The following is a 26211-nucleotide window of genomic DNA, read 5'->3' as shown; positions in this document are numbered from 1 at the left end:
CAAAGGTGGTGATAAGATGAGCTTTTCAACAGATATTAAAGATGAAATTGCCCGGGTCAAGGTTGAGGACATGCAAGAGATGATAAGTGAGTTGGCTGGCTTTATGCCCATGTGTGGCCGGATTCACTTTTTAGGCAACCAAAAGTATTGCCTGTCTTTTACAACGGAAAATGCGGCAACTTCAAGACGGATTTTTTCATTTTTAAAAGCTCTATATCATGACCATATTACAGTTGAAGTTCGAAAGAGCCAGCAATTAAAGAAAAAGAATGTCTACCACATTCAATTGGAAGACTACGACCTATCCAGGGTCTTTTTAGATGACATAAAATTCCTAAAAAATGAAAACGTATTTATGCCCAATTATGAGATTGACCCCTACTTGGTAAGAACAGACTCTTTAAAGAGAGCCTTTCTAAGGGGTGCCTTTTTAGGATCCGGGACCCTGTCCAACCCATCTAAGACCTATCATATGGAATTTATTACAAGTCAAAGCCTTTTCGCTCAGTCCATCCAGTCTTTACTGTCAACTGTTCATTTAAAAGCAAGCATAGCTAAAAGAAAAGAAGAGTATATAGTCTACTTAAAAGAAGCTGAAATGATTTCAGACTTACTTAGCTTAATGGGGTCCAACCAAGGGGTTCTAGCTTTTGAAGATGTACGTGTCATGAAGGATATGCGGAACCAAGTTAACCGACTTGTCAATTGCGAAACGGCCAACCTGTCCAAGACCATAAATGCCGCTTTAGGGCAAATCAAAGACATCAAGCTTATTGAAGAAAGAATAGGCTTGGATAAACTCCCGGATTCTCTGGAAGAAGTTGCCAGAATCCGCCTTTCAAACCCGAGTTCGAGTTTAAAGGAATTGGGGGAAAAGATGCATCCCACAGTGGGAAAGAGTGGTGTGAGTCATCGTTTAAAGAAGATTCAATCAATTGCGAACAAACTAAGAGGTGAGAATAAGTGAAAGAAAAAGAAATGACATTACAAAATAAAGAAGGACTTCATGCAAGAGCGGCAGCGATTTTTGTTCGATGCGCCAATGGATTTTCTTCCGATATTAACTTAAAGGCTCACGGAGATACTGTCAATGGGAAAAGTATCATAGGAATCATGTCCTTAGGAGCCTATAGTGGTGAAAAAATAACCATCCAAGCAGATGGACCAGATGAAGTCGAGGCTGTCGAGAGTCTGGCAAAATTAATTGAAGATAATTTTGAAATGTAATTCGGAGAGTTTTAATGGGGGACTGTTAAAACTCTTTTATTTTAGAAAGGTTTAATTATGAAGACGTCTTTTGTCCACCTACATGTCCATAGTGAATACAGTCTTTTAGACGGGTCTGCCCGGATTAGCCAATTGGCCAAAAGGGCCAAGGAACTTGGCATGGATGCCCTGGCCTTGACAGACCATGGCAATATGTACGGGGCTGTGGCCTTTTACAAGGCCTGTATGGAAGAGGGGATTAAACCCATCCTGGGCTGCGAGGTCTACCTGGTCAATGGGTCCTTGAAGGACCGAGACCCCAGGCAAAGGCGCTACCACCTCATCCTCTTGGCAGAAAACCAAGTGGGCTATCAAAATCTGATGAAGCTGGTGTCCTTTGGCTTTGTAGACGGCTTTTACTACAAGCCTCGTATTGATAAGGAGGTCTTGGCCCAACATGCAGAGGGCCTCATTGCCACTTCTGCCTGCCTGGGTGGGGAGGTCCAACAATACCTCCTCCAGGACCAATACCAAAAGGCTAAGGAAGTAGCAGAAGAATACAAGGAGATTTTTGGACCGGATTCTTTTTTCTTGGAGCTCCAGGACCATGGCATGCCCCAGCAAAAAAAGGTCAACCAATATTTGAGAAAACTCTCCATGGAAACGGGCTTGGGGCTTATTGCCAGCAATGACTCCCACTATCTTTACAAGGAAGACGCCAAGGCCCATGATGCCCTCTTGTGTATCCAAACGGGAACCACCCTGGCAGATGAAGATAGGATGAAGTTTCCCAGTGACGAATTTTACCTAAAAAGCCCGGAAGAAATGGCTGACCTCTTTCCTGATGATGGCCAGGCCCTGGAAAATACAGTAAAAATTGCCCAGCGCTGTAATGTGACCCTGACCTTCCACCAGCTCCACCTACCCAGCTTTACCCTGCCAGAGGGTAAGACCAATGTGGACTATTTAAGAGAACTGACCTTCCAAGGTTTGGAGGAAAGATACCAGGTCTTAAGCCAAGAAATCCTGGACCGGGTGGAATACGAGTTGGATACCATCAACTCCATGGGCTATACCGATTATTTTTTAATTGTCTGGGACTTTATCCGCTTTGCCAAGGAAAATAAGATTATGGTAGGGCCGGGCCGGGGATCGGCAGCTGGGTCCATTGTTTCTTACGCCTTAAAAATTATCGACGTAGACCCCTTGAAGTTTGACCTGCTCTTTGAACGCTTTTTAAACCCTGAACGGGTGTCCATGCCAGATATTGATATCGACTTTTGCTATGAACGCCGGGAAGAAGTCATAGACTATGTAACGGAAAAGTATGGTAAGGACCATGTAGCCCAAATTGTTACCTTTGGTACCATGGGGGCCCGGGGAGCCATCCGGGACGTGGGCCGGGTGATGGACCTACCCTATGGCCGGGTGGACTATATTGCCAAACTCATCCCCAACCAATTAAACATGACCATTGAAAGGGCCCTGGACCTGTCTGAGGACTTGAAAAGAGAAATGGACCAAGATAGCCAGGTTAAAGAACTGATTGACCTTTCCAGACTGGTGGAAGGCCTACCCCGACATACCTCCACCCATGCAGCCGGAGTTGTGATTTCCAAGGAGCCCCTAAATGACGTGGTGCCCCTGACTCGGAATGGAGACATTATCGCCACCCAGTTTAACATGATTGAGCTAGAAGAGCTGGGCCTCTTAAAGATGGACTTTTTGGGTCTCAGAACCCTGACGGTAATCCGGGATGCCCTAAACCTCATTAAGGAAAATCATGGGGTGGACATTGACCTTTCTAAGTTGGACTACAATGACCCCAAGGTCTTGGACATGTTTGCCAAGGGCAACACCCTGGGAGTCTTTCAATTTGAAAAGCCCGGTATGCGGAGTTTTTTAAAGGAACTTAGGCCCAACCAATTTGAAGACTTGGTGGCAGCCAACTCCCTCTACCGGCCGGGACCCATGGACCAAATTCCAAAATTCTGCCGGTCTAAACACGACCCAGACCAAATTTCCTACCTCCATGACAAGTTAGAACCCATCTTAAATGTTACCTATGGTTGTATCGTCTACCAAGAACAGGTCATGGAAATTGTCCAAAAAATCGGAGGCTACTCCCTGGGAAGGGCAGACCTGGTCCGTCGGGCCATGAGTAAGAAAAAGATGAAGGTCATGGAAGAAGAACGGCAAAACTTTATCTATGGTCAAAGCCAAGGAGACCAAGTCTTGGTGGATGGAGCCATCCGTCGGGGAGTGGACGAAAAAAGTGCCAACCAAATCTACGACCTTATGATTGACTTTGCCAACTACGCCTTTAACAAGTCTCATTCTGTGGCCTATGCCGTTGTAGCCTATCGGACGGCCTATTTAAAATATTATTATCCTGTGGAATTTATGGCGGCGCAAATTTCTTCTTTTATGAATAATTCCACCCAGATGGCCCTCTATATTGAAGAATGTAACCGGCTGGGCATAGAAATTCTCCCTCCCGATGTCAATGAAAGTTTTGAAAAATTTACCGTGAGCCAGGGCAAGATCCGCTATGGCTTAAGGGGGATTAAAAATGTAGGGACCAATGTGATTGAATCCATTGTACATGGACGGGAAAAAGGCCCCTACACCAGCCTAACCGACCTTCTGGAAAGAACCGAGGAAGAAGAGAGTGGGGGGATCAACCGCAAGGCCTTGGAAAACCTCATTCGGGGTGGAGCCCTGGCCAGCCTAGGAGGCAACCGGGCCCAGTACATGGCCTGCTATGAATCCATGCTGTCGGCGGTCCATGACCAAAGCAAACGAAACATCAAGGGCCAAACTTCCCTCTTCGATATGGAAGATGAGACCAAGGAGGACCTTCCCAAGATCAAGGAATTTCCCAGCAAGGATCTCTTGAACATGGAAAGGGAGGTCCTGGGAATTTATGTTTCTGGCCACCCCCTGGATGCCTATAAGCAATCTTTAAAGACCTGGACCAGCCATAGCATTGCCGAACTCTTGGAAATGGCCCAGGGAGAAGACAACCTGGATGGACTTCCGGTCCGGCTGGGTGGTCTTTTGAGCCAGGTAAAGACCCTGATTACTAAAAAGAACAAACTCATGGCCTTTGGTCAATTGGAAGACCTGGCTGGAAGCCTGGAATGTGTCTTTTTCCCCTCTACCTATGAGGGCTACCAAAAACTTATCCAAGACGATGCTGTAGTCCTGGTCCGAGGACGGCTCCAAATGGATGAAAAAAACGAACTGAAGCTCTTGGTCCGAGACCTGAGTCCCCTTATGCAAATGTCTGACCAAAAAGTCTATTTGCGCCTTCCTGACCTAGAAGAGGGAACCATCCGGCAAGTCCAGACCCTTTGTAAAAAATATCCTGGCCAGTCCAATGTGGTCCTTTACGGGCAAAAAGAAGGAAGAGCCCTGGGACTAGACCAAGGATCCAACATTAACTTGGAAAAATTAGAAGACTTCACTCAGGAATTGGGTAAATATTATAAAGTTGAAGATAATGTTGTTGTGAAATAGGAGGAAAGATGAGTCGGATTGGGATATTGACAAGTGGTGGAGATTCTCCCGGTATGAATGCGGCCATACGGTCTGTGGTAAGAACAGCCATCTATCGTGGTCATGAGCCCCTGGGAATTTATTCGGGCTACCAGGGCCTGGTAGATGATGAAATTAAGCTCCTGGGTCTATCCTCTGTGGCAGATATTATCCACCGGGGAGGCACCATTTTAGGAACCAGTCGTTGTCCTGCCTTTGAGAAGGAAGAAGGAAGAAAAAAAGCCTTAAAAGTCTTGGACCAACATGGCATTGACAAGGTCATTGTCCTGGGAGGAGACGGAAGTTTCAAGGGTGCCCTGGCCCTGGCAGAGGAAGGGGTGGATGTCTTAGGCATCCCCTGCACCATTGACAATGACCTGGGCTATACAGACTACACCATCGGTTTTTTTACCGCAGTTGAGACCATCACAGAAGCCATTGGACGGATCCGAGACACCTCCTCCTCCCATGACCGGGGACATATTATTGAAGTCATGGGGAGGACCTGTGGAGACCTAGCCCTTTATGCCGGTATTAGTGGTGGGGCAGAAAGCATCATTGTCCCTGAAGAAGAAGCCTCCTTAGACCAGATTATCCAAAAAATCTTAAGAGGAAAAAAACGGGGCAAGAGGCACCACATTATCCTCCAAACCGAAGGCATTAAGGACCCCTATAAACTAGCCAAGGAAATTCAAAACCAAACCGATGTGGAAACCAAGGTGACTATTTTAGGCTATGTCCAAAGGGGAGGAAGCCCCAACATCTCTGACCGGATTATGGCGACCAATCTTGGGGCCCAAGGTGTCTTGGCCCTGGAAGAAGCCAAGGGAGCCCTGGCTATGGGATTTAAAAATAACCGGGCCCAGGTTTTTGACCTGGAAGAGGCTTTGGAGGTTAAGAAGGCTTTTTCTCAAACCCTCTACCAAGAATTACAAATGGTGTCCATCTAGGAGGTTATATATATAATGAAGAAAACAAAAATTGTGGCCACTTTGGGACCGGCATCTTCCAGCCCTGAAGTCTTAAAAGAGCTCTTTTTAAACGGAGTCAATGTCTGCCGTTTAAACTTTTCCCATGGAGACCATGACCAACACCGGGAAATGATCCGGAAGGTCAAGGTCCTAAGAGAAGAATTAAATAAGCCCATTGCCATCCTCTTGGATACCAAGGGACCAGAAATCCGTCTTGGTAACTTCCAAGGAGGATCTTGCCAGCTGGAAGTAGGGGACCGTTTTAACCTCTACATGGATGACCGCCTGGGAGACCAAAAAGGGGTTAGCATCAGCTATAAAAATCTTTCCCAGGACATCCAGGTGGGAGACCATATCCTCATTGATGATGGCCTGGTGGACTTAAGGGTCATTGAAAAAAGCAAGGACCTCATTAAAACCATTGTATTAAATGAAGGAAAACTAGAAGACCATAAGGGAGTCAACCTTCCTGGGGTCAAATTAAAGCTGGAATCTCTGACAGCCAAGGACAAGGAAGACATTCAATTTGGCATCCAAGAGGAGGTGGACTTTATAGCCCCTTCCTTTATTCGAAAGGCAGAAGATGTTTATGCCATTCGCCAGGTCCTGGAGGACCATGGGGGAGCCCACATCCGTTTGATTTCAAAAATTGAATCCAAGGAGGGTGTGGAAAACATGGATGCCATTATCCAGGCTTCCGATGGAATTATGATTGCCCGGGGAGACATGGGGGTAGAAATTGATCCGGAAGAAGTTCCCCTGGTACAAAAAACCCTCATCCAAAAGTGCATTGATGCCAGTAAGCCTGTTATTACGGCAACCCAGATGCTGGACTCCATGATTCGTAACCCCAGACCCACCCGGGCTGAGGTGACAGACGTAGCCAATGCCATCCTGGATGGGACTTCAGCTATTATGCTTTCGGGAGAAACGGCTTCAGGCAAATATCCCATCCTGGCTGTAACCACTATGAACCGGATTGCCATCCGGACAGAAGAATACATGGACTATGACAAGAGCCTCAAGGCCAAGCCCAAGGGTCGGACCAACACCACCCATGCCATTAGTCAATCCACCTGTATCATAGCCCGGGACCTGGGAGCCAAGGCCATTATTACAGCCACATCCAGTGGCTATACCAGCCGGGCCATTTCTAAATTCCACCCCCGGGTACCCATTATTGCTGTTACCACTAGCCCCCAAGTCCAAAGGCAGTGCGCCCTAGACTTTGGTGTCTTTGCCCTGGAGGCCCCCTATGGATCCTCAACAGACGAGGTTTTATCGACAGCCGTAAGAAGGGCCCTGGAAGAATCCTTCATTAAAGAAGGGGACTTGGTAGTTCTGACAGCCGGTCTACCAGTAGGGGTCAGTGGCACCACCAACATGATCCAGGTCCTGTCTGTAGCCCATACCTTGACCAAGGGCCAAGGCATTGGAGGAGGCAAGGCTGTTGGAAAAGTGATTTTCACCCAAGACCTAGAATATTTTGAAGCCAACTTCCAAGATGGAGATATTATAGCTATAAAAGCTTGCCATAAAGACCTGGCAGCCTATATCCAAAGGGCAGGAGGACTTTTATCTCAAGAAGAGGGTCTCACCAGTCCTTCTGCAGTCCTGGGTCTTGACTTGGGAATCCCCACCATCGTGGCCCTAAAAGACCTGGATGAAAAACTAGAAAACGGGCAAATTGTCACTGTGAATGCCACAACAGGACAAGTCTTTGCCGGCAAGGTAGACCTATAATCAAACTTGGGGTCAAGAAAACTTGGCCCCAAAATAAAATACATTGTTCAAAAATAAAAAACTTTTATCTTTTTTTGAAAATACCCTTGAAATAACTTGTATATTCAACTATACTACTAGGGTATGATTAATTGACATTGCGAAGAAGCAATAGGTTGCTTGAGGGCCAAGGTCACTTAAGGGAATTATTGTGGAGAAGTAGAAGACATGATCTTCTGCGAAGGATCCCTTTTTTATTTCGGAAGAGATGATACACCCGGCTGGGTGTATGGGACCCCTTCTCGCAAAGCAAATACTTTAGGAGGAGAATTATGTCAAAGAAACAAAAAATTCGTATCCGTCTTAAAGCCTATGATCATGAGGTTTTAGACAATTCAGCTAAACGTATAGTAGAGGCTTCCAAGGCCACAGGAGCACAAGTATCCGGCCCAATCCCTCTTCCAACAGACAAAGAGGTTATCACTATTTTACGTTCAGTTCACAAACATAAGGATAGTCGGGAACAGTTTGAACAAAGAACCCACAAACGCTTAATCGACATTACAAATCCAAATCAAAAAACGGTAGATTCTTTAATGAAATTAAATCTACCTGCAGGCGTAGATATTGAAATAAAATTATAAATTTCATAAATATCTTTGGTTATGATTGCCTAGGCAATCCGCTATCACTCAGGAGGTGCAGGAAATGAAGTACATGATTGGCAAAAAGCTAGGAATGACCCAGCTTTTTGATGAAAACGGCACAGTAGTACCTGTAACAGTCATTGAAATGGAACCACAAATTGTAGTTCAAAAGAAAACTGTTGAAACAGATGGTTACAATGCAATCCAAGTTGCATCTGGTGCTGTAAAAGAAAAAAAGGTCAACAAGCCAATGAAGGGCCACTTTGACAAGGCCGGTGTTGACTACCGCAAACACTTAAGAGAATTCAGAACAGACGATGTAGACAGCTACAATGTTGGCGATGAAATTAAAGTAGACATCTTTGCAGCCGGAGACAAGGTTGATGTTACCGGAACAAGCAAGGGTAAGGGAACAGCTGGTGTTATTAAACGCCACCACTTTGGTCGGGGTCGTGAAACACACGGTTCTAAATTCCACCGTATGCCAGGTGGTATGGGGGCAGCTTCATATCCAGGCAAGGTTTGGAAAGGCCATCGCATGGCAGGAAAGATGGGCAACGAAAGAGTAACTGTTCAAAACTTAGAAGTTATTCGCGTTGATGTAGAAACTGGCGTCCTTCTTGTTAAAGGTGCAATCCCAGGCCCTAAAAAAGGTCTTGTAGCAGTTAAAGAAACTGTTAAAAACGTAGAATAAAGCTTGGAAGGAGGAACCGAATATGCCTAAAATTCAAATGCTCAATATGGAAGGCAAGTCCATCCAAGAAGTTGAGTTAAAAAAGGACATTTTTGACGTTGAAGTGAATGAACATGCAGTATATTTAGTAGTTAAAAATATATTGGCAAACCGTCGTCAAGGAACCCAATCAGCTAAAACACGTGCTGAAGTTCGTGGCGGTGGACGCAAACCTTGGAGACAAAAAGGAACTGGACGTGCTCGTCAAGGATCCATCCGCTCTCCACAATGGAAGGGTGGCGGTGTTGTTTTTGCACCAAAGCCAAGAGATTATTCCTATACAACACCTAAGAAGGTTAAAAGACTTGCTTTAAGAAGTGTTTTAACTTCTAAAGTTCAAGAAAATGAACTAATTCTTGTAGATGCTTTAAAACTTGAAGAAGCAAAGACTAAAGCAATGGCTCAAGCCCTTAAGGCTTTAAATGCTGCTAAAAAATCCTTAATCCTAGTAGGAGAAGGCAACGAAAGCGTTGCTCGTGCAGCGAAAAACATTGCTGGAGTTAAGGTTTTAAATATCCAAAGCATCAATGTATATGATTTATTGAAATATGATTCTTTGATTCTTGATCAAGAAGCATTAAATAAAATTCAGGAGGTGTACTAATCATGAACGTGCATGATATTATTATTCGTCCCTTGGTTACTGAAAAAAGTATGGACGATATGGAACAAGGAAAATACACCTTTGTTGTTGCTCGTGGAGCAAACAAGTCTGAAATCAAAAAGGCAATTGAGCAAATTTTCGATGTGACAGTTGAACGTGTCAATACCATGAACATGCGTGGCAAAATGAAGCGTCAAGGAGCTAACCAAGGCCGTAGACCAGCTTGGAAAAAAGCCATTGTGAAGTTGACGGAAGACTCCAACTCCATCGAGTTTTTCGAAGGTATGCAATAAGATAAGGAGGAATTCAAATGGCGATTAGAGGGTTTAAACCCACCACTCCTGCTCGTAGAGAAATGACTGTTTCAACATTTGAAGAGATTACTACCAATAAACCTGAAAAATCTCTTGTTGTTTCATTAAATAAACATTCTGGCCGTAACGCACATGGTCGTATCACTAGCAGACACCGCGGTGGTGGAGCAAGAAAAAAATACCGTATCATTGACTTTAAGAGAAACAAGGATGGCATCCCAGGACGTGTTGCTACCATTGAATACGATCCAAACAGAACAGCCTACATTGCTCTTATTAACTATGCAGACGGAGAAAAAAGATACATCCTACAACCTGTTGGTTTAAAGGTAGGAGATGAAATTGAATCCGGAGAAGAAGCAGATATCAAGGTGGGAAATGCTCTTAAATTAAAGGACATCCCAGTAGGTACTGTTGTTCACAACATTGAATTAATCCCAGGCAAGGGTGGTCAATTAGCACGTTCTGCAGGAACAAGTGCTCAATTAACAGCAAAGGAAGGCAAGTATGCCAACCTTCGTCTTCCCTCTGGTGAATACCGTCGTGTCAGCATTGAATGCCGGGCGACTGTTGGACAAGTTGGAAATGTATCCAACGAATTAATCACCCTTGGTAAGGCCGGTCGTAAACGTCACATGGGCGTTCGTCCACATGTACGTGGATCCGCTATGAACCCGGTAGACCATCCACATGGTGGTGGGGAAGGTAGAACACCAATTGGTCGTCCATCTCCAATGACACCATGGGGTAAAAAAGCTCTAGGCTTAAAAACACGTAAGAAGAATAAAAAATCCGACATGTATATTGTACGTCGTCGTAAGAAATAGTTGAGAGGAGGATATCCATGAGTCGTTCATTAAAAAAAGGACCTTTTGCAGATGAACATCTATTAAAAAAGGTTGACGCTTTAAACGAAAAAAACGAAAAGAAAGTTATTAAGACATGGTCACGTCGTTCCACCATCTTCCCAGAAATGGTATCTCACACTATTGCTGTACACGATGGTCGTAAACATGTGCCTGTATATATCACAGAAGATATGGTTGGTCATAAATTAGGTGAATTCGTACTAACTAGAACTTTCCGTGGCCACACTGCTGATAAGTCTACTACGGTAAAATAAGGAGGGAAAAATGGAAGCAAAAGCTATTGCAAAATATGTTCGTATTTCCCCACTAAAAGTTCAATTCATCTGTAATGAAATTCGTGGGCTTCAAGTTGATGAAGCACTGGCAAAATTAGAATTTACTACAAAACGTGGGGCAAAAGAATTATATAAGGTATTAAAATCTGCTGTTGCAAACGCAGAAAACAACTTAAGCTTAGATCGTGCAGATCTTTATGTAAAAGAAGCTTATGCCAATGATGGCCCTACAATGAAGCGTTTTCGCCCAAAGGCTAAAGGGATGGCATATCCTATCTTAAAGAGAAGTAGCCACATCGGCGTAGTTGTAGCAGAGCGAGAATAAAGGGGGTTTAGACATGGGTCAAAAAGTAAATCCGAAGGGACTTAGAGTTGGCGTCATCAAAGATTGGGACTCCAAATGGTATGCAAAAAGCAAAGACTTCGGGGAACTTTTATTAGAAGATAATAAAATTCGCAAATACGTGAAAGAATCTCTTTTCCAAGCTGGAATCTCCAATATTCAAATTGAACGTGCTGCGAATAAAGTAAAAGTAACAGTTTACACTGCAAAACCTGGTATGGTCATTGGCCGCGGGGGAGCAGGTGTTGAAGAATTAAGAGCAGAATTAGAAAAAAGAACCAAGAGAAGTGTGGTTGTCAATGTTGAAGAAGTTAAGACTCCAGATATGGATGCTCAACTTGTTGCAGAAAACATTGCTTTTTCCCTAGAACGCAGAGTTTCATTCCGTCGTGCTATGAAACAAGCCATCCAACGCACCATGCGTTTAGGAGCTAAGGGAATCAAAACTTCTGTTTCCGGTCGTTTAGGTGGAGCAGACATGGCTCGTACTGAAGGTTACAGTGAAGGAACGATTCCTCTACAAACCCTTCGTGCAGATATTGACTATGGATTTGCTGAAGCAGATACTACCTATGGTAAGATCGGGGTAAAAGTTTGGCTCTATAAGGGAGAAGTTCTTCCTGAATTTAAAGGAAATAGACCAAACAATCGTCGTGATAACAAACGCGGTTTTGACCGTGATAAGAGAGATAATAAGGATCGCAGAAACCGTCGTAGGCCTTCAAACAACAGAAGACCTCAAGATAGGGATCATGCATAATCCAAGGAAGGAGAGACGCTTATGTTAATGCCAAAAAGAGTGAAATATCGTCGTGTTCATCGAGGCAGAATGAAGGGCAATGCCAGTCGCGGTAATACCTTAACATACGGTGATTACGGCATCCAAGCCTTGGAACCTTCTTGGATCACCTCGAACCAAATAGAAGCTGCCCGTCGTGCAATGACTCGGTACATCCGTCGTGGTGGGAACATTTGGATTAAAATTTTCCCAGACAAACCAGTTACTGAAAAGCCAGCTGAAACTCGGATGGGTTCAGGTAAAGGGGCTCCATCTTACTGGGTCAGTGTAGTAAAGCCAGGTCGTGTTTTATTTGAAATGAGTGGAGTTAGTGAAGAAACTGCTCGTGAAGCAATGCGTTTAGCATCCAACAAGCTTCCAATCAAAACACGTTTCGTGGCTCGTTATGAAGAAAAGGATGGTGAATCAAGTGAAAGTTAAGGAAATTCGCCAATTGTCAACAGAAGAATTAACCAACAAGGTAGCAGAACTTAAGAATGAACTGTTCAACCTACGCTTTCAATTAGCAACAGGTCAATTGGATAATTCATCTTCGATTCGCCTAGTAAAAAAAGATATCGCTCGTGTTAAAACCATTCTTAGAGAACGTGAGCTTGATTTAGGGAAGGAGGCATAATCAATGGAAAGAAACGCAAGAAAAGTTATTTCAGGAATTGTTGTCTCCGATAAAATGGATAAAACAATTGTTGTATCAACCACAACCTTTAAGACACATCCTATTTATGGTAAACGCTTCAAAAAGACGTCTAAATTCAAGGCTCATGATGAAGAAAATACAGCTAAAATAGGTGATCGCGTTCGTTTGATGGAAACAAGACCCCTGTCCAAGGACAAACGGTGGAGACTTGTTGAAATCCTTGAACGAGCTAAGTAAGTTTTTTTGATAAGGAGGTTTGTATGTTACAACAAGAATCTAGAATGCGCGTTGCTGATAACTCCGGTGCAAGAGAACTCTTAGTTATTAAAGTCCTTGGTGGAACAAACCGCCGCATTGCCAACATTGGTGATGTTGTTGTATGCAGTGTAAAGCATGCAATTCCAGGTGGAGTTGTGAAAAAAGGACAAGTAGTTAAGGCAGTTATTGTCCGTTCAACAAAGGGTATCCGTCGTCCAGATGGAAGCTATATCCGCTTTGATGACAACGCAGCTGTTATTATAAAAGAAGATAAAAGTCCTGTAGGAACTCGTATCTTTGGGCCAGTTACTCGTGAACTTCGTGGAGATAACTTTATGAAGATCATTTCCTTGGCTCCAGAAGTACTCTAGGAGGTGTCGCATTGAAAATTAAAACAGACGATACAGTTATTGTAATCTCCGGAAAAGATCGTGGTAAAACCGGAAAAGTTAAAAGAGTGCTTCCTAAAGAAGATAGGGTTATTGTTGAAGGCGTGAACATGGTAACTCGCCATATTAAACCACGCGGACCACAAGAACCTGGTGGAATTAAAAAATCAGAAGCACCCATCCACGTATCCAATGTTATGTACTATGATGCAAAATCCAAAAAAGGTGTACGGGTTGGATATCAAATCGAAGATGGTAAAAAAGTTCGTATTATGCGTCCCGCTGGTACGAAGATAGACAAGTAAGGAGGCTGAAATGGAATCCAGATTAAAAGATAAATATGATGGAGAAGTAAAAGGCTTCCTAATGGACACATTTGAATACAAGAATGTTATGCAAGTTCCAAAACTTGAAAAGATTATTGTAAACATTGGTGTTGGTGAAGCAAAAGAAAATCCAAAAGCTTTAGAATCAGCTGTAAAAGACCTAAGAACCATTACAGGCCAAGCTCCTCTAGTTACTCAAGCAAAAAAATCAATTGCGAACTTTAAATTAAGAGAAGGCCAAAAAATTGGTTGTAAGGTAACCCTTCGTGGTCAAAAAATGTATGATTTCCTAGACAAGCTAATGAATGTTGCTCTTCCTCGGGTCCGTGACTTCCGTGGAATTAGCAAGACAGCTTTTGACGGTCGTGGAAACTACTCTTTAGGGATCAAAGAACAATTAATCTTCCCTGAAATTGAATACGACGAAGTAGATGCCTTACGCGGCATGAATGTTGTAATTGTTACAACAGCTGAAACAGACGAAGAAGCCAAGGTGTTCCTAGAAAAAATGGGAATGCCATTTACGAAGGAATAAGGAGGTATCTTGTGGCAAAAAAATCTATGATTGCAAAGCAAAAAAGAAAACCGAAATATTCAACAAGAGCCTATACACGTTGTAGCATTTGTGGAAGACCTCATGCGGTACTTCGTAAGTATGGCATTTGTCGCATATGCTTCAGAAAGTTGGCCTATCGTGGGGAAATCCCTGGCGTTCGTAAGGCCAGCTGGTAACCGAAAGGAGGAAGTGCTATGATGACAGATCCTATAGCAGATATGCTTACAAGAATTCGCAATGGAGCTCATGCAAAACACGCAACAGTGGATGTGCCAAGCTCAAATGTGAAAAAAGGAATTTCGGATATTTTATTAAGAGAAGGTTATATTAAAAACGTTGAACTTATCGAAGATAACAAGCAAAATGTTTTAAGAATAACTTTAAAATACAGTGATGAAGGAGAAAAAGTAATCTCTGGAATCAAAAGAATCTCTAAACCAGGCTTGCGTGTTTACGCAAAAGCTGGCGATGTACCCAAGGTACTAGGTGGTTTAGGAACAGCAATTATTTCAACATCAAAGGGTCTTTTAACAGACAAAGAATGCCGCAAAGAAGGCATTGGTGGCGAAGTAGTATGTTACGTATGGTAGTCTAGGAGGTGTAGATATGTCTAGAATTGGAAAAAAACCAATTGATATTCCAAGCGGTGTAACCGTCACTATTTCTCCAGACAACGTGGTTGAAGTCAAAGGTCCAAAGGGTACTTTAACACAAGCCATCGATCCACACATGGAGATCAGCCAAGAAGATAACCAAATTATCATTCAAAGAAGTGACGATAAAAAGAACACCAGAGCAAGTCACGGCCTAAGTCGCTCCCTAGTAGCGAACATGGTTGAGGGCGTAGCCAATGGATATCAAAAAGAACTTGAAATCGTTGGAACTGGATACCGTGCTGCTAAAAATGGCAACAAGTTATCCTTAACATTAGGATTTTCACATCCTTTAGAATTAGACGCACCAGAAGGAATTACTGTAGAAGTTCCATCTGCAAACAAAATTACCATTTCAGGTGCAGACAAGCAAAAAGTCGGCGCATATGCAGCCTACATTCGTAGCTTCCGTAGCCCAGAACCATACAAGGGTAAGGGAATCAAATATGTAGACGAACACATCCGTCGTAAAGTTGGTAAGACAGGTAAATAGAAAGGAGAGATTTTATGATTAAAAAGATAGATCGGAATGCGAACCGTAAAAAACGCCATGCCCGAGTTAGAAATAAAGTCTCAGGAACAAGCGAAAAGCCAAGACTTTCTGTTTATCGTTCCGATGCACACATCTATGCGCAATTAATTGATGATGTAGCTGGTCACACACTTGCTCAAGCATCTACTTTAGATAAAACCCTAGAACTAGACAGCACAAAGAATATGGACGCTGCAAAAGCAGTAGGAACCTTAATTGCAGAACGTGCTAAGGAAAAGGGAATCGAAGAAGCAGTTTTCGACCGGTCAGGTTACATCTATCACGGACGTATAGCAGCCCTTGCTGAAGCAGCAAGAGAAGCCGGACTTAAATTCTAATAAAGGAGGGAAATTCTTGAGACGTACTAAAATAGACGCAGGTGAATTAGATTTAGAAGAACGCGTTGTGTCCATTAGCCGTGTAGCTAAGGTTGTAAAAGGTGGACGGAACTTCCGTTTCAGCGCCTTAGTAGCAGTAGGTGACCACAATGGTCACGTGGGCATTGGTACAGGAAAAGCCTTAGAAGTTCCTGAAGCAATCCGCAAGGCAGCACAAGACGCTCGTAAAAATCTTGTTTCAGTAAGCTTACTAGACTCATCAATTCCTCACGAAATTTATGGAGTGTCTGGAGCTGGAAAAGTATTTTTAAAACCAGCAGCGCCTGGTACCGGAGTTATCGCCGGTGGAGCAGTGCGGGCTGTGTGTGAATTAGCTGGAATTTCTGATATTCGTACCAAAAACATTGGCTCAAACAATCCTAGAAATACCGTTAATGCAACAATGGATGCTCTTACACGCTTAAAAACTGCAGAAGATGTAGCAAAACTTCGTGGTAAGAGTGTAGAAGAAATTTTAGGATAAGGGGGTTCATCAATGGAAACAATTAAAATCAAATTGATTAAAAGCCCTATTGGACGCACAAGCAAGCATAAAAAAACAGTAAAAGCTCTTGGCTTTTCAAAAGTAGGCCAAGTCTTAGAAAAACAAGACACACCTCAAGTTAGAGGTATGATCAATGCCATTGACTATATGGTAGAAATCGTGGATTAAGGAGGTGCATGATGAAATTACATGACTTACACCCAGCAGAAGGTGGCGGTGTTAAGGCAAAAAAACGTGTAGGCCGAGGACCTGGATCTGGTACAGGAAAAACATCAGGACGTGGTCACAAGGGTCAAAATGCACGCTCCGGTGGTGGCGTACGCCCAGGATTTGAAGGGGGCCAAATGCCATTGTTCCGTCGTTTGCCGAAACGCGGTTTTACAAACAACCTTAGTAAACAATTTGCACAAATTAATGTTTCTACATTAAATTGCTTTAAAGATGGAGATACAGTTAACTTGGATAGCCTAGCTGAAAGAGGACTTGTTAACAAGAACAAGGCCAAAGACGGCTTAAGAGTCCTAGGTAACGGAGACTTAACTGTAAAAGTAACTGTTCAAGCAGCTCACTTTACAAAATCTGCAAGTGAAAAGATTGAAGCGGCTGGAGGAAAGGCTGAGGTGATCTAATGTTGCAGACTGTCAGAGATGCGTGGAAAGTACCGGAAATTCGAAAAAAGATGATTTTTACTCTTTTAATGCTGGTAGTCTATCGCATTGGCGCAAACATTCCGGTGCCCTTTGTAGATAGAGCATATATTGCGAACCTATTATCTCATGGACAAAGTAGTTTGTTCGGATTTTTAGATTTAATGGCAGGGGGAGCAGTCAGTCGGTTTACGATTTTCGCTGCAAACATCTATCCCTACATTACCGCATCAATCGTTCTGCAACTGTTGACCATTGCAATTCCAAGCCTAGAAGCACTTTCCAAGGAAGGTGAAACGGGCCGTAAAAAAATTGCAAAATACACAAGATATCTATCTGTAGTTCTAGCTTTAGTTACAGCATTGGGCTATGTTTATGGTGCTTTTTCTCAAGCTGTCTTAGCAAATGGATTCTTAGAAAACCTAGTCGTTGTATTATCTATCGTGGCTGGTTCTTGTTTCTTAATTTGGATTGGCGAATTAATTACAGAACACGGCATAGGAAACGGAATTTCATTAATTATCTTTGCCGGTATCGTATCTCGATTCCCAGCAGATATTTACAGGTCTGTCGTAGCTGTTATGGCAGGTAAAGCATCCGTTATCTTTTTGATTCTATTTATAATTATTGCCCTGGCCATCGTATTCTTCGTTGTAACCTTAAACGAAGGAGAACGTCGGATTCCAGTTCAATATGCAAAACGCGTTGTAGGTCGGAAAATGTACGGTGGACAATCCACCCATATTCCCATCAAGGTTCTTATGAGTGGGGTTATGCCGATTATCTTTGCAAACTCCATCATGGCCATGCCACAAACCATTGCGCTCTTTAGACCGAATTCTGGTTTCGCAGCCTTTGTAGACAAGTGGTTCTCACCAGGAGGAAATTGGTTGGGCTTAAGTATCTATTCAATTTTGACCATCGTCTTAATTGTCTTCTTTACTTTCTTCTATACCACCATCCAATTCAACACAGTGGAATATTCCAAGAACTTACAACAAAACGGTGGATTTATTCCAGGTATCCGTCCTGGCCGGTCTACCAGTGATTATTTAAGTCGGACAGTAAACCGCTTAGTTTTCCCAGGTGGGATTGCCCTATCCATCCTAGCCGTTCTTCCCTACTTTTTAACAAAAGCCAGTGGAATGAGCTTTAACTTTGGTGGAACGAGCATGATCATCGTAGTGGGAGTTATTCTTGAAACAGGTCGAGTTATTGAACAACAAATGCTAATGAGACACTACCGAGGATTTTTAAAATAGGAGGAACTCATGCGACTTATTATTGTAGGCCCACCAGGAGCTGGAAAGGGCACCCAAGCAGAATCAATTATTAAAAAGTATCAAATTCCACATATCTCAACAGGAGATATTTTAAGAGAAAATATTAAAGAAGAAACGGATTTAGGACTGGAAGCAAAAAAATATATGGACCAAGGAGATTTGGTACCAGACCATTTAGTTGTAGCCCTAGTTCAAGATCGTTTAACTCGTAAAGACTGTGAAAATGGATTTTTGTTAGACGGATTTCCAAGAACAGTAGCCCAAGCTGTGGCCTTAGACGCTCAACTGAAAAAAATGGGCATTCAATTAGATCGAGTTGTGAACATGGAAGTAGACGAAAATCTCTTAGTTGAACGGGCAGTCGGCCGTAGAATTTGCAAATCCTGCGGAGCAACCTACCATGTTAAAAACAACCCTCCCAAAGAAGAAGACATCTGTGATGTAGATGGAGGACAATTGATCCAAAGAGCGGATGACACAAAAGAAACAGTGGAAAACCGCATCAAGGTTTACAAAGAACAAACATCCCCTCTCATTGACTACTACAGAGCCCAAGGCTTACTTTTAAACATCGATGGGTCCCAAGACATTGACCAAGTATTTGATCAAATAGTAAAGGGATTGGCTTAAGCCAATGCAAACCACAAGCGAGATTCAGCAAGGACAAGTGGTACGATCTTTAGCTGGAAGAGATAAAGATCGATACTTTCTTGTTCTGGAAGTTGTGGACAAGACCTATGTACTTCTAGTGGACGGCAAGCTAAGAAAACTAGCCAAGCCGAAAAAAAAGAAGATCCAACATGTGCAAATCTTAAAGCAATGGGTGGACCTTGACCAAGAAGGACTAAACGATAGTAAGATTCGTAAAGCATTAAAAGCATTCAATGAACCAAGGAGGGTTTAAATTTGGCAAAAGATGATGTCATAGAAGTAGAAGGTATCGTAACCGATGCCCTACCCAACACCAACTTTAAAGTAGAGTTGGAAAATGGATATGAAATTCTAGCACATATCTCCGGGAAACTACGTATGAACTATATCCGTATCTTACCAGGAGATCGTGTAACCGTAGAGTTATCTCCTTATGATTTAAGCAGAGGTAGAATTACTTGGCGTAACAAGTAACAAGGAGGGATACAATGAAGGTAAGACCATCTGTAAAAAAGATGTGTGAAAAATGTAAGATTATTAAGAGAAAGGGTCGCATCATGGTTATCTGTGAGAACCCAAAACATAAACAAAGACAAGGTTAAGGAGGTGTAACACTCATGGCAAGAATTGCAGGTATTGACTTACCCAGAGAAAAAAGAGTGGAAATTGGCCTGACCTATATCTTCGGGATTGGACGCTCCACAGCACAAGAAATTCTAGATAAAACTGGAATTGACTACAATACACGTGTAAAAGACTTAACAGAAGCTGAAGAAGCAGCTTTACGTGATGAAATCGATCATTACACAGTAGAAGGGGACTTACGTAGAGACGTGGCAATGAACATCAAGCGTCTACGTGAAATCAACTGCTACCGTGGTATTCGTCACCGTCGTGGACTTCCAGTACGTGGACAAAAGACCAAGACCAATGCTAGAACTCGCAAGGGTCCTAAGAAACTAGTAGCAAAGAAAAAATAGGAAGGAGAAGTAAGATTGGCTAAACAAAAAACCACAAGAACACGTCGTCGTGCTCGTAAAAATATCGAAAAAGGTCAAGCTCATATTGCTTCGACTTTCAACAATACAATGGTTACCCTAACCGATGTTAGTGGCAATGTTATTTCCTGGGCATCTGCAGGACAACTAGGCTTCCGTGGATCACGTAAGTCCACTCCATTCGCAGCCCAAGAAGCAGCTCAAGAAGCAGCTGAAAAAGCAAAAGAACACGGATTAAAATCCGTAGAAGTCTTCGTAAAAGGACCTGGATCTGGGCGTGAAGCAGCAATCCGTTCACTTCAAGCATCAGGACTTGAAGTAACCATGATTAAAGATGTCACACCGATTCCACACAATGGTTGTAGACCACCAAAACGTCGTCGCGTTTAATTGTGTTGTAGAATACCCGTAAAGGAGGGCGAGCAATAGTGTTAGAGATTGAAAAACCGGACATTGAAATAAAAAGCTTAAGTGAAGATGGAAAAATGGGTCGGTTCGTCGTAGAACCCTTAGAAAGCGGATACGGAATCACCATTGGAAATTCCTTAAGAAGGGTCCTCTTGTCCTCATTGCCAGGAGCCGCAGTTTCTTTTATTAACATCCGAGGAGTAGAACATGAATTTGCTACGATTCCAGGAGTATTAGAAGACGTACCGGAATTAATTCTAAACATTAAAGAAATTGTCTTAAAATCTCATATCGACGAACCTGTCCATATTACCATTGAAAAGACAGGAGAAGGCGAACTACTGGCAGGAGATATTCAAACGGGTATTGATGTTGAAATTATCAATCCAGACCACCACATTGCAACCTTAAACGAAGATGCCAACGTCTTTATGGACCTAACCGTTGAAAGAGGTCGTGGCTACGAACCCAGCGAATTGAAAAAAGATGAAGTCACACAAATCGGGGTCATCCCCATTGACTCCAACTACACCCCAATTCGCAGAGTCAACTGGAAGGTAGAAAATACAAGAGTTGGTCAAAGGACAGACTACGACCGTTTAATTTTAGATGTAGAAACCGATGGATCCATGCCGGCTGACGAGGCAGTTTCCTTGGCAGCCAAGGTCCTAACAGAACATCTAAACCTATTTATAGGCCTAACGGACCATGTCAATGACGTCAACATTATGGTGGAAAAAGAAGAAGACCAAAAAGAAAAAGTTCTTGAAATGACTGTAGAAGAACTAGACCTTTCTGTGCGTAGTTTCAATTGCTTGAAAAGAGCAAACATCAATACTGTAGAAGAACTTACACAAAGAACAGAAGAAGATATGATGAAGGTCAGAAACCTGGGGAAAAAATCCCTAGAAGAAGTCCAAAATAAACTAGAAGATTTAGGACTATCCTTAAAAGAATCGGAAGAGTAAGGGGGAAATCATGGCAACACTTAGAAAACTAGGTCGTCCAACAGCCCATCGTAAAGCTATGCTTCGGAACCTAACAACAGACGTACTTGCAGAAGGACGAGTTACAACAACCGTAACCCGAGCCAAAGAAACACGTCGTCTTGTTGATAAAATGATTACCTTAGGTAAACGTGGCGACTTACATGCAAGACGCCAAGCCTTAGCATATATTTATGATGAAGATGTTGTGACAAAACTTTTTGAAGAAATTGCGCCAAAATACGCAGACCGCAATGGTGGATACACTCGGGTCTTAAAAATGGGACCACGTCGTGGAGACTCTGCTGAAATGGCAATTATTGAATTAGTTTAAAATTCAATCATAGAAAAGATAAGGGACCTGCCTGGCAGGTTCTTTTTTTCAATCCCGACAAAGTATTGTAATCCAGAGGAAAAACCACTACAATAAAAGGAGCAAAAAAGAGAAAGGAAAGGGATATGGACGATAAAATAAATCGATCTGGCCCGGGCTTGCTGGCCCTAGCCTGGAAAAATACTGATTCCTTACATAAAGCAAGAAAGCTAGTAGAGCTCCTTAGAAAAGGAGGCAAGGGACGATGACGCTGAAACAAAAAAACATCATCTACATCCTTTTTACCTCCCTCTTGTGGGGGTTAAATGGCAATATGGGAGCCTACCTCTTTCACAATAGCAATGTCAGTCCAGCAGGCCTTACTACCATGCGGCTGCTTTTTGGTGGAGCCCTGCTCTTAGGTCTGACCCAGGCCTTTGACCAGGATGTTTTTGACATCCTCAAGACCAAGTCCAACCTGGTTTGGCTGGCCATCTATGGGATCTTTGGACTTTTTGTCATGCAATTTGCCCTCTATGCCTGTATCTTTTATTCCAACCCTCCCACAGCCTGCCTCTTGCAATACTGTGGGATCTTCCTGGTGATTTTTTATGCAGCCGTCTTTATGAAGGTGCCGCCCCAAAAAATGACCTGGATTGCCCTGGTCCTAACAGTGATTGGAGTCGTCCTCCTCTTAACCAAAGGGGACTTTGGCCAACTCCAAATTTCGGGCATCACCCTCCTAACAGGACTTATCTCCATGTTGGGCTATACCGTCAGTAACATCGCCCCCCTGAAATTGACCCTGCGCTATCCCACAAAAATTGTCGCTGGCTGGGCCATGGTCATCGGGGGACTCTTTATGGTCCTGGTCTGTATTTTAAGACAAGAACCCCTGCCGGACCTGGGAGGATTTACCCTCCTGGCCAGCCTCTATTGCATTATATTTGGGACAGTGGTTCCCTTTAGCCTTTACCTGGCCAGCCAAAAAATCGTAGGCCCCACCATTGCTTCCTTGCTGGGTCTAAGCGAGTGCGTTTTTTCCACCATCTTTAGTATCTTTTGGCTAAAAGAAGTCTTTTCTATGACAGACCTCTTGGGCATGGTCTTAATTTTTACCGGGGTGGTCTTGATGAGTTTGCCCGATGAATTTTGGAAAAAACCCCGGCTTTTTGCCAGGGCCTTCCAGGGGGAAAAGAATCCAAGAAAATCCAAAAGCTAGGCCAGCTTTTTGTTGAATTAGCCGTATAAATATGATAGAATCAATATATTATGAAGTAGTAGAGGAGGTCACTATGCGTACAGTATTATCTGTTATTGTTGCAATTTCATGTTTGGTTGTCATCGTAGCTGTTATGTTACAAGAATCTAAGCAAGCAGGCTTAGGTACCTTGGACGGATCTGGCGATTCATCCTGGGGATCCCATACAGGGACAAGCCGCAAGCAAATGCTTGAAAAAACAACCTTGATTGCATCCATTATTATGATGGTTTCAATAATTGCAGTTGCAGCATTGTAAGTAAATATTTCAGAGGGGAGTAAACTATGAACATTTTAATTATTGCAGCCATAGTGGGTGTAATTGCTCTCGTCTTTGCCCTATACAAGGCATCCTTTGTAGGCAAGCAAGACGAAGGCAGCGACCGGATGAAAGAAATCTCCGGTCACATCCACGATGGAGCAATGGCATTCTTAAAAAGAGAATACCGATCTCTTATTATTTTCGTTATCGCTTTATTTATTATCCTAGGTATTGGTATTTCCTTTAAAACAGCTATTTGCTTTTTAATTGGAGCCCTATTTAGTGTTTGTGCAGGTTATATCGGCATGAACGTAGCCACAAAGGCAAACGTTCGTACAGCCAATGCAGCCCACCAACACGGAATGGGAAAAGCCCTAGACATCGCCTTTTCAGGTGGTGCAGTTATGGGACTTTGCGTTGTTGGACTTGGAATTATCGGAATTAGTATCTTATATTATATCTTCCAAGATGCAAACATCATTACCGGATTTTCCCTAGGAGCTTCATCCATCGCCCTATTTGCCCGGGTAGGTGGAGGAATCTACACCAAGGCAGCCGACGTTGGAGCCGACCTTGTAGGAAAGGTTGAAGCAGGAATCCCAGAAGACGACCCAAGAAACCCAGCCGTTATTGCCGATAACGTTGGAGACAACGTAGGGGACGTTGCCGGAATGGGAGCCGACCTATTCGAATCCTATGTAGGAGCCCTTTTGTCCGTTATCACCCTAGGTGTTGTGTCCCACGCTGAAGCCGGTGTATCCTACGGGATTGCCATTGCAGCAGTAGGGATCCTAGCTTCCGTAGTATCCATGTTCTTCGTCCGTGGAGACAAAAACCCACAAAAAGCCCTGAACATGGGAACCTACATTGCCAGTATCATCACCATTATCGCATCAGCTATCTTAGCCAACCACTTCTTCGGAAACTTGAAATTCTTCATTCCAGTTATCGTAGGAGTTTGCGTAGGCTTGATTATTTCTAAAATTACAGAATACTACACATCAGACCAATACAAACCTGTTCGCCACATTGCTGAAGAATCCGTTACTGGAGACTCCACCAACATCATCGCCGGCCTATCCGTTGGGATGATGTCCACAGTAGGCCCCATCATTGTTCTAGCCATAGGAATCATCCTGGCCTACAACCTATCCGGTGGGTCAATAGAAGCCATTGACGGCCTTTATGGAATCGCCCTAGCCGCAGTAGGAATGCTGGCCACCACTGCATCCACCATTGCTGTAGATGCCTACGGCCCCATTGCCGACAATGCCGGTGGAATTGCCGAAATGTGCGAACTACCAGAAGAAGTACGTGAAATTACCGACTCCCTAGACTCAGTTGGAAACACCACAGCAGCCATTGGTAAGGGATTTGCCATTGGGTCCGCAGCCCTAACAGCCCTATCCCTATTCGTATCCTACATCCAAACCACCGGTTTGACAGGAATCGATATTTCCAAACCAGCTGTTATTGCCGGAACCTTCATCGGAGGGATGCTACCCTTCGCCTTCTCAGCCCTAACCATGTCTGCAGTAGGAAACGCTGCCGGAGCCATGATTGACGAAGTTCGTCGTCAATTCAAAGAAATCCCCGGCATCATGGAAGGAAAAGCAGAACCCGAATACGCAAAATGCGTAGACATTTCCACCGGGGCAGCCCTAAAGGAAATGATCGTTCCCGGAATGATTGCCGTAATCGTTCCAATCCTAGTAGGTGTCTTAATCGGTACAGAAGCCCTGGGTGGCCTCCAAGCCGGAGCCCTAGTTACAGGGGTTCTTATGGCCATCTTTATGTCCAACGCCGGTGGAGCTTGGGATAATGCAAAGAAATACATCGAAGGTGGAGCCCATGGAGGAAAAGGAACTGTAGCCCATAAGGCAGCCGTAACAGGCGATACAGTAGGTGACCCCTTTAAAGATACCTCTGGTCCATCCCTAAACATCCTAATTAAATTAATCACCGTTGTATCTCTAGTCTTTGCACCCCTATTCATTAGCTTTGGAGGAATCCTCTTATAAGAAAGACCCAGAGACTATAAAGTAAATTGAAATCGACATGGAGCCTAGGCTCCATGTCGATTCTTCTATCCATAAGCCCTATCCCAAGAAAAGACCAAGGATAGGGCAGATTCCAAGGAGAAAAATATGCTATCTGAAAGCCTCATCAACCTTATCTTCCTCTTTTTTGTCTTTTCAGTCCTGGGTTGGATGATAGAAGTCAGCTTAAAATTCATAGACTTTGGTCGCTTCGTCAACCGGGGCTTCCTAATAGGACCCTATTGCCCCATCTACGGCCTGGGGTCTGTCCTCATTATCCTGGTGACCCAAAACTTCCAAGAACAAGAACATTCCCTGGCCTTTGTCTTCCTAGTCTCCCTCCTAGTCTGTGGCCTGGTGGAATACCTGGTTTCCTACTTTTTAGAAGCCCACTACCACGCTAGATGGTGGGACTATAGCAACCGACCCATGAACCTCAACGGGAGAATTTGGATTGGCAACCTGGTTCTTTTTGGCCTGGGAGGCCTGGCCATAGACCGGGTCTTTAAACCCTGGATCATGGACGGCTTGGCCTTGATGCCCCTGGTTTGGAAACAAGGCCTGGCCCTTTGCATTGTCCTGGTCATGCTGGTGGACCTCTTGATGTCCTACTTCGTCATGAAACTGGTTAGGGTCAATGTAGAAGGATCCAAGGCCGACAACACCCAGGAAATTCGCCAAGAAATGAAAGTCCTGGTAACCAATAAAAACATCCTCTACCATCGTTTCATCAATGCCTACCCTGATGTAAAATACCGGACCGACCGGATTAAGGCCAAACTCAGAGAATTTGACCTGGAAAGCAAGCGGATCAAAGAAGCCATTGAAGAAAACATCGACCTAGAAAAAGCCCAACTCAAGGCCGACCTGGAACCGACCAACCTCTTAAAAACCCAAATCATCCAAAGACAAGGAGACCTCATTGGCCTCTTGGAAAGCGGCCAAGACCCAGAAGCTGTCCAGGCCTTGAAGAAAGAAATCCAGGACAAAAAAGAAATCCTCAACCGCCGACGCCGGCGCTTGAATTTAGAAGAAATCCATTAAAAGCAAGAAAGGGAATTCCCTTCCTTGCTTTTTTTGTGGCTTAAATCTATGGAAAATGGACCT

At 43.6% G+C, this 26211-nt stretch carries 40 protein-coding genes; all 40 read left to right on the top strand.

Features of this window, described 5'->3' with window-relative positions; translation table 11 throughout:
• Nucleotides 1-16: 16 nt before the first annotated feature.
• The 40 genes from whiA (at nucleotide 17) to CS898_RS03675 (ending at nucleotide 26148) form a co-directional block, all read left to right on the top strand.
• Nucleotides 17-967, top strand: coding sequence for a DNA-binding protein WhiA (whiA, locus tag CS898_RS03865; protein WP_009431429.1), 951 nt, complete (start codon nucleotides 17-19; stop codon nucleotides 965-967).
• Nucleotides 964-1227, top strand: coding sequence for an HPr family phosphocarrier protein (locus tag CS898_RS03860; protein ID WP_009431593.1), 264 nt, complete (start codon nucleotides 964-966; stop codon nucleotides 1225-1227). Before whiA ends, CS898_RS03860 begins: the two co-directional genes overlap by 4 nt.
• A 57-nt stretch (nucleotides 1228-1284) precedes the next feature.
• Entirely contained in the window at nucleotides 1285-4728 is a 3444-nt protein-coding gene (locus CS898_RS03855; RefSeq protein WP_099208151.1) for a DNA polymerase III subunit alpha, read from the top strand.
• Nucleotides 4729-4736: 8 nt separating this feature from the next.
• Nucleotides 4737-5696, top strand: coding sequence for a 6-phosphofructokinase (gene pfkA, locus CS898_RS03850; RefSeq protein ID WP_099208150.1), 960 nt, complete (start codon nucleotides 4737-4739; stop codon nucleotides 5694-5696).
• A 15-nt stretch (nucleotides 5697-5711) separates the two neighbouring features.
• Nucleotides 5712-7460 (top strand): pyruvate kinase, encoded by a 1749-nt coding sequence (gene pyk, locus CS898_RS03845; protein ID WP_099208149.1) that lies wholly within the window; start codon nucleotides 5712-5714, stop codon nucleotides 7458-7460.
• 311 nt (nucleotides 7461-7771) lie between these two features.
• The gene (gene rpsJ, locus CS898_RS03840) at nucleotides 7772-8083 is read left to right on the top strand and encodes a 30S ribosomal protein S10 (RefSeq protein ID WP_009431403.1); all 312 of its coding nucleotides are present in this window, start codon (nucleotides 7772-7774) and stop codon (nucleotides 8081-8083) included.
• Between the two features lie 64 nt (nucleotides 8084-8147).
• The gene (rplC, locus tag CS898_RS03835; protein WP_099208148.1) at nucleotides 8148-8780 is read left to right on the top strand and encodes a 50S ribosomal protein L3; all 633 of its coding nucleotides are present in this window, start codon (nucleotides 8148-8150) and stop codon (nucleotides 8778-8780) included.
• 22 nt (nucleotides 8781-8802) lie between these two features.
• Nucleotides 8803-9423: a 50S ribosomal protein L4 gene (gene rplD, locus CS898_RS03830; RefSeq protein ID WP_009430486.1), complete on the top strand. Its 621-nt coding sequence runs from the start codon at nucleotides 8803-8805 to the stop codon at nucleotides 9421-9423.
• A gap of 2 nt (nucleotides 9424-9425) precedes the next feature.
• Entirely contained in the window at nucleotides 9426-9716 is a 291-nt protein-coding gene (rplW, locus tag CS898_RS03825; protein WP_009430728.1) for a 50S ribosomal protein L23, read from the top strand.
• Between the two features lie 17 nt (nucleotides 9717-9733).
• Nucleotides 9734-10564 (top strand): 50S ribosomal protein L2, encoded by an 831-nt coding sequence (gene rplB, locus CS898_RS03820; protein ID WP_099208147.1) that lies wholly within the window; start codon nucleotides 9734-9736, stop codon nucleotides 10562-10564.
• 17 nt (nucleotides 10565-10581) lie between these two features.
• Nucleotides 10582-10860, top strand: a complete 279-nt coding sequence (gene rpsS, locus CS898_RS03815; protein WP_034437538.1) for a 30S ribosomal protein S19 — start codon at nucleotides 10582-10584, stop codon at nucleotides 10858-10860.
• A gap of 10 nt (nucleotides 10861-10870) precedes the next feature.
• On the top strand, nucleotides 10871-11206 hold the full coding sequence (gene rplV / locus CS898_RS03810) for a 50S ribosomal protein L22 (RefSeq protein WP_009430009.1): 336 nt from the start codon (nucleotides 10871-10873) through the stop codon (nucleotides 11204-11206).
• Nucleotides 11207-11219: 13 nt separating this feature from the next.
• Nucleotides 11220-11984, top strand: a complete 765-nt coding sequence (rpsC, locus tag CS898_RS03805; protein WP_009430732.1) for a 30S ribosomal protein S3 — start codon at nucleotides 11220-11222, stop codon at nucleotides 11982-11984.
• A gap of 21 nt (nucleotides 11985-12005) precedes the next feature.
• Entirely contained in the window at nucleotides 12006-12443 is a 438-nt protein-coding gene (gene rplP / locus CS898_RS03800; protein WP_009431572.1) for a 50S ribosomal protein L16, read from the top strand.
• The gene (gene rpmC, locus CS898_RS03795) at nucleotides 12433-12639 is read left to right on the top strand and encodes a 50S ribosomal protein L29 (protein WP_009431684.1); all 207 of its coding nucleotides are present in this window, start codon (nucleotides 12433-12435) and stop codon (nucleotides 12637-12639) included. Before rplP ends, rpmC begins: the two co-directional genes overlap by 11 nt.
• A 3-nt stretch (nucleotides 12640-12642) precedes the next feature.
• Nucleotides 12643-12897 carry a 30S ribosomal protein S17 gene (gene rpsQ / locus CS898_RS03790; RefSeq protein ID WP_009430854.1) on the top strand — a complete coding sequence of 85 codons (255 nt, stop codon included), beginning with the start codon at nucleotides 12643-12645 and terminating at the stop codon, nucleotides 12895-12897.
• 23 nt (nucleotides 12898-12920) lie between these two features.
• Nucleotides 12921-13289: a 50S ribosomal protein L14 gene (gene rplN / locus CS898_RS03785; protein ID WP_009431592.1), complete on the top strand. Its 369-nt coding sequence runs from the start codon at nucleotides 12921-12923 to the stop codon at nucleotides 13287-13289.
• 11 nt (nucleotides 13290-13300) lie between these two features.
• Nucleotides 13301-13612 carry a 50S ribosomal protein L24 gene (rplX, locus tag CS898_RS03780; RefSeq protein ID WP_009431305.1) on the top strand — a complete coding sequence of 104 codons (312 nt, stop codon included), beginning with the start codon at nucleotides 13301-13303 and terminating at the stop codon, nucleotides 13610-13612.
• 10 nt (nucleotides 13613-13622) lie between these two features.
• On the top strand, nucleotides 13623-14168 hold the full coding sequence (gene rplE / locus CS898_RS03775; protein ID WP_099208146.1) for a 50S ribosomal protein L5: 546 nt from the start codon (nucleotides 13623-13625) through the stop codon (nucleotides 14166-14168).
• A gap of 11 nt (nucleotides 14169-14179) precedes the next feature.
• Complete coding sequence (locus tag CS898_RS03770) at nucleotides 14180-14365, top strand: type Z 30S ribosomal protein S14 (protein WP_083815399.1); 186 nt, start codon at nucleotides 14180-14182, stop codon at nucleotides 14363-14365.
• Nucleotides 14366-14383: 18 nt separating this feature from the next.
• On the top strand, nucleotides 14384-14779 hold the full coding sequence (gene rpsH / locus CS898_RS03765; RefSeq protein ID WP_009431023.1) for a 30S ribosomal protein S8: 396 nt from the start codon (nucleotides 14384-14386) through the stop codon (nucleotides 14777-14779).
• 16 nt (nucleotides 14780-14795) lie between these two features.
• A complete protein-coding gene (rplF, locus tag CS898_RS03760; protein WP_009430400.1) occupies nucleotides 14796-15335 on the top strand; it encodes a 50S ribosomal protein L6 in 540 nt (179 codons plus the stop codon).
• A 14-nt stretch (nucleotides 15336-15349) separates the two neighbouring features.
• Complete coding sequence (gene rplR / locus CS898_RS03755; protein WP_009431922.1) at nucleotides 15350-15712, top strand: 50S ribosomal protein L18; 363 nt, start codon at nucleotides 15350-15352, stop codon at nucleotides 15710-15712.
• Between the two features lie 16 nt (nucleotides 15713-15728).
• Entirely contained in the window at nucleotides 15729-16235 is a 507-nt protein-coding gene (gene rpsE, locus CS898_RS03750; protein WP_009431208.1) for a 30S ribosomal protein S5, read from the top strand.
• Nucleotides 16236-16247: 12 nt separating this feature from the next.
• Nucleotides 16248-16424, top strand: coding sequence for a 50S ribosomal protein L30 (gene rpmD, locus CS898_RS03745; protein ID WP_009430761.1), 177 nt, complete (start codon nucleotides 16248-16250; stop codon nucleotides 16422-16424).
• 11 nt (nucleotides 16425-16435) lie between these two features.
• A complete protein-coding gene (gene rplO, locus CS898_RS03740; RefSeq protein ID WP_099208145.1) occupies nucleotides 16436-16885 on the top strand; it encodes a 50S ribosomal protein L15 in 450 nt (149 codons plus the stop codon).
• Nucleotides 16885-18165: a preprotein translocase subunit SecY gene (gene secY, locus CS898_RS03735; RefSeq protein WP_099208144.1), complete on the top strand. Its 1281-nt coding sequence runs from the start codon at nucleotides 16885-16887 to the stop codon at nucleotides 18163-18165. Before rplO ends, secY begins: the two co-directional genes overlap by 1 nt.
• Before the next feature lie 9 nt (nucleotides 18166-18174).
• Entirely contained in the window at nucleotides 18175-18816 is a 642-nt protein-coding gene (locus CS898_RS03730) for an adenylate kinase (RefSeq protein WP_099208143.1), read from the top strand.
• 4 nt (nucleotides 18817-18820) lie between these two features.
• On the top strand, nucleotides 18821-19090 hold the full coding sequence (locus CS898_RS03725) for a KOW domain-containing RNA-binding protein (RefSeq protein ID WP_099208142.1): 270 nt from the start codon (nucleotides 18821-18823) through the stop codon (nucleotides 19088-19090).
• A gap of 2 nt (nucleotides 19091-19092) precedes the next feature.
• A complete protein-coding gene (infA, locus tag CS898_RS03720; RefSeq protein WP_099208141.1) occupies nucleotides 19093-19311 on the top strand; it encodes a translation initiation factor IF-1 in 219 nt (72 codons plus the stop codon).
• A gap of 14 nt (nucleotides 19312-19325) precedes the next feature.
• Nucleotides 19326-19439, top strand: a complete 114-nt coding sequence (gene rpmJ / locus CS898_RS03715; protein WP_008900988.1) for a 50S ribosomal protein L36 — start codon at nucleotides 19326-19328, stop codon at nucleotides 19437-19439.
• A 15-nt stretch (nucleotides 19440-19454) separates the two neighbouring features.
• The gene (gene rpsM, locus CS898_RS03710) at nucleotides 19455-19817 is read left to right on the top strand and encodes a 30S ribosomal protein S13 (protein ID WP_009431913.1); all 363 of its coding nucleotides are present in this window, start codon (nucleotides 19455-19457) and stop codon (nucleotides 19815-19817) included.
• 15 nt (nucleotides 19818-19832) lie between these two features.
• Nucleotides 19833-20225, top strand: coding sequence for a 30S ribosomal protein S11 (rpsK, locus tag CS898_RS03705; RefSeq protein ID WP_009431471.1), 393 nt, complete (start codon nucleotides 19833-19835; stop codon nucleotides 20223-20225).
• 38 nt (nucleotides 20226-20263) lie between these two features.
• Nucleotides 20264-21211, top strand: a complete 948-nt coding sequence (locus CS898_RS03700; RefSeq protein ID WP_009430155.1) for a DNA-directed RNA polymerase subunit alpha — start codon at nucleotides 20264-20266, stop codon at nucleotides 21209-21211.
• Nucleotides 21212-21221: 10 nt separating this feature from the next.
• Complete coding sequence (gene rplQ, locus CS898_RS03695) at nucleotides 21222-21563, top strand: 50S ribosomal protein L17 (protein ID WP_099208140.1); 342 nt, start codon at nucleotides 21222-21224, stop codon at nucleotides 21561-21563.
• A gap of 125 nt (nucleotides 21564-21688) precedes the next feature.
• Nucleotides 21689-21811, top strand: coding sequence for a hypothetical protein (locus tag CS898_RS10095; RefSeq protein ID WP_268811195.1), 123 nt, complete (start codon nucleotides 21689-21691; stop codon nucleotides 21809-21811).
• Nucleotides 21808-22764: a DMT family transporter gene (locus tag CS898_RS03690; protein ID WP_099208139.1), complete on the top strand. Its 957-nt coding sequence runs from the start codon at nucleotides 21808-21810 to the stop codon at nucleotides 22762-22764. The genes CS898_RS10095 and CS898_RS03690 overlap by 4 nt, the downstream gene beginning before the upstream one ends.
• A 73-nt stretch (nucleotides 22765-22837) precedes the next feature.
• Complete coding sequence (gene secG / locus CS898_RS03685) at nucleotides 22838-23062, top strand: preprotein translocase subunit SecG (protein ID WP_009431929.1); 225 nt, start codon at nucleotides 22838-22840, stop codon at nucleotides 23060-23062.
• Nucleotides 23063-23088: 26 nt separating this feature from the next.
• Entirely contained in the window at nucleotides 23089-25086 is a 1998-nt protein-coding gene (locus tag CS898_RS03680; RefSeq protein ID WP_099208138.1) for a sodium-translocating pyrophosphatase, read from the top strand.
• 126 nt (nucleotides 25087-25212) lie between these two features.
• On the top strand, nucleotides 25213-26148 hold the full coding sequence (locus tag CS898_RS03675) for a putative ABC transporter permease (RefSeq protein ID WP_099208137.1): 936 nt from the start codon (nucleotides 25213-25215) through the stop codon (nucleotides 26146-26148).
• The last annotated feature ends 63 nt before the right edge of the window (nucleotides 26149-26211 follow it).

This window comes from Urinicoccus timonensis (genome assembly GCF_900232945.1).
Lineage (GTDB): Bacteria > Bacillota > Clostridia > Tissierellales > Peptoniphilaceae > Urinicoccus > Urinicoccus timonensis.
The sequence above is the reverse complement of the archived record's forward strand: the minus strand, read 5'-3'. Positions and strand labels throughout refer to the sequence as shown.

What these genes read in the sequence shown, in the direction of transcription:
- rplE (WP_099208146.1), top strand. Translation starts at nt 13,623, where the DNA reads ATGGAATCCAGATTAAAAGATAAATATGATGGAGAAGTAAAAGGCTTC.
- rpsQ (WP_009430854.1), top strand. Translation starts at nt 12,643, where the DNA reads ATGGAAAGAAACGCAAGAAAAGTTATTTCAGGAATTGTTGTCTCCGAT.
- CS898_RS03690 (WP_099208139.1), top strand. Translation starts at nt 21,808, where the DNA reads ATGACGCTGAAACAAAAAAACATCATCTACATCCTTTTTACCTCCCTC.
- rplF (WP_009430400.1), top strand. Translation starts at nt 14,796, where the DNA reads ATGTCTAGAATTGGAAAAAAACCAATTGATATTCCAAGCGGTGTAACC.
- pyk (WP_099208149.1), top strand. Translation starts at nt 5,712, where the DNA reads ATGAAGAAAACAAAAATTGTGGCCACTTTGGGACCGGCATCTTCCAGC.
- rplB (WP_099208147.1), top strand. Translation starts at nt 9,734, where the DNA reads ATGGCGATTAGAGGGTTTAAACCCACCACTCCTGCTCGTAGAGAAATG.
- whiA (WP_009431429.1), top strand. Translation starts at nt 17, where the DNA reads ATGAGCTTTTCAACAGATATTAAAGATGAAATTGCCCGGGTCAAGGTT.
- CS898_RS10095 (WP_268811195.1), top strand. Translation starts at nt 21,689, where the DNA reads ATGGACGATAAAATAAATCGATCTGGCCCGGGCTTGCTGGCCCTAGCC.
- CS898_RS03680 (WP_099208138.1), top strand. Translation starts at nt 23,089, where the DNA reads ATGAACATTTTAATTATTGCAGCCATAGTGGGTGTAATTGCTCTCGTC.
- rplN (WP_009431592.1), top strand. Translation starts at nt 12,921, where the DNA reads ATGTTACAACAAGAATCTAGAATGCGCGTTGCTGATAACTCCGGTGCA.
- rplC (WP_099208148.1), top strand. Translation starts at nt 8,148, where the DNA reads ATGAAGTACATGATTGGCAAAAAGCTAGGAATGACCCAGCTTTTTGAT.
- CS898_RS03730 (WP_099208143.1), top strand. Translation starts at nt 18,175, where the DNA reads ATGCGACTTATTATTGTAGGCCCACCAGGAGCTGGAAAGGGCACCCAA.
- rplR (WP_009431922.1), top strand. Translation starts at nt 15,350, where the DNA reads ATGATTAAAAAGATAGATCGGAATGCGAACCGTAAAAAACGCCATGCC.
- rplD (WP_009430486.1), top strand. Translation starts at nt 8,803, where the DNA reads ATGCCTAAAATTCAAATGCTCAATATGGAAGGCAAGTCCATCCAAGAA.
- rplV (WP_009430009.1), top strand. Translation starts at nt 10,871, where the DNA reads ATGGAAGCAAAAGCTATTGCAAAATATGTTCGTATTTCCCCACTAAAA.
- secY (WP_099208144.1), top strand. Translation starts at nt 16,885, where the DNA reads ATGTTGCAGACTGTCAGAGATGCGTGGAAAGTACCGGAAATTCGAAAA.
- secG (WP_009431929.1), top strand. Translation starts at nt 22,838, where the DNA reads ATGCGTACAGTATTATCTGTTATTGTTGCAATTTCATGTTTGGTTGTC.
- CS898_RS03675 (WP_099208137.1), top strand. Translation starts at nt 25,213, where the DNA reads ATGCTATCTGAAAGCCTCATCAACCTTATCTTCCTCTTTTTTGTCTTT.
- rpmD (WP_009430761.1), top strand. Translation starts at nt 16,248, where the DNA reads ATGGAAACAATTAAAATCAAATTGATTAAAAGCCCTATTGGACGCACA.
- pfkA (WP_099208150.1), top strand. Translation starts at nt 4,737, where the DNA reads ATGAGTCGGATTGGGATATTGACAAGTGGTGGAGATTCTCCCGGTATG.
- rplW (WP_009430728.1), top strand. Translation starts at nt 9,426, where the DNA reads ATGAACGTGCATGATATTATTATTCGTCCCTTGGTTACTGAAAAAAGT.
- rplP (WP_009431572.1), top strand. Translation starts at nt 12,006, where the DNA reads ATGTTAATGCCAAAAAGAGTGAAATATCGTCGTGTTCATCGAGGCAGA.
- rpsC (WP_009430732.1), top strand. Translation starts at nt 11,220, where the DNA reads ATGGGTCAAAAAGTAAATCCGAAGGGACTTAGAGTTGGCGTCATCAAA.
- rpsM (WP_009431913.1), top strand. Translation starts at nt 19,455, where the DNA reads ATGGCAAGAATTGCAGGTATTGACTTACCCAGAGAAAAAAGAGTGGAA.
- rpsJ (WP_009431403.1), top strand. Translation starts at nt 7,772, where the DNA reads ATGTCAAAGAAACAAAAAATTCGTATCCGTCTTAAAGCCTATGATCAT.
- rpsS (WP_034437538.1), top strand. Translation starts at nt 10,582, where the DNA reads ATGAGTCGTTCATTAAAAAAAGGACCTTTTGCAGATGAACATCTATTA.
- rplQ (WP_099208140.1), top strand. Translation starts at nt 21,222, where the DNA reads ATGGCAACACTTAGAAAACTAGGTCGTCCAACAGCCCATCGTAAAGCT.
- CS898_RS03725 (WP_099208142.1), top strand. Translation starts at nt 18,821, where the DNA reads ATGCAAACCACAAGCGAGATTCAGCAAGGACAAGTGGTACGATCTTTA.
- CS898_RS03855 (WP_099208151.1), top strand. Translation starts at nt 1,285, where the DNA reads ATGAAGACGTCTTTTGTCCACCTACATGTCCATAGTGAATACAGTCTT.
- rpsH (WP_009431023.1), top strand. Translation starts at nt 14,384, where the DNA reads ATGATGACAGATCCTATAGCAGATATGCTTACAAGAATTCGCAATGGA.
- rpmJ (WP_008900988.1), top strand. Translation starts at nt 19,326, where the DNA reads ATGAAGGTAAGACCATCTGTAAAAAAGATGTGTGAAAAATGTAAGATT.
- rplO (WP_099208145.1), top strand. Translation starts at nt 16,436, where the DNA reads ATGAAATTACATGACTTACACCCAGCAGAAGGTGGCGGTGTTAAGGCA.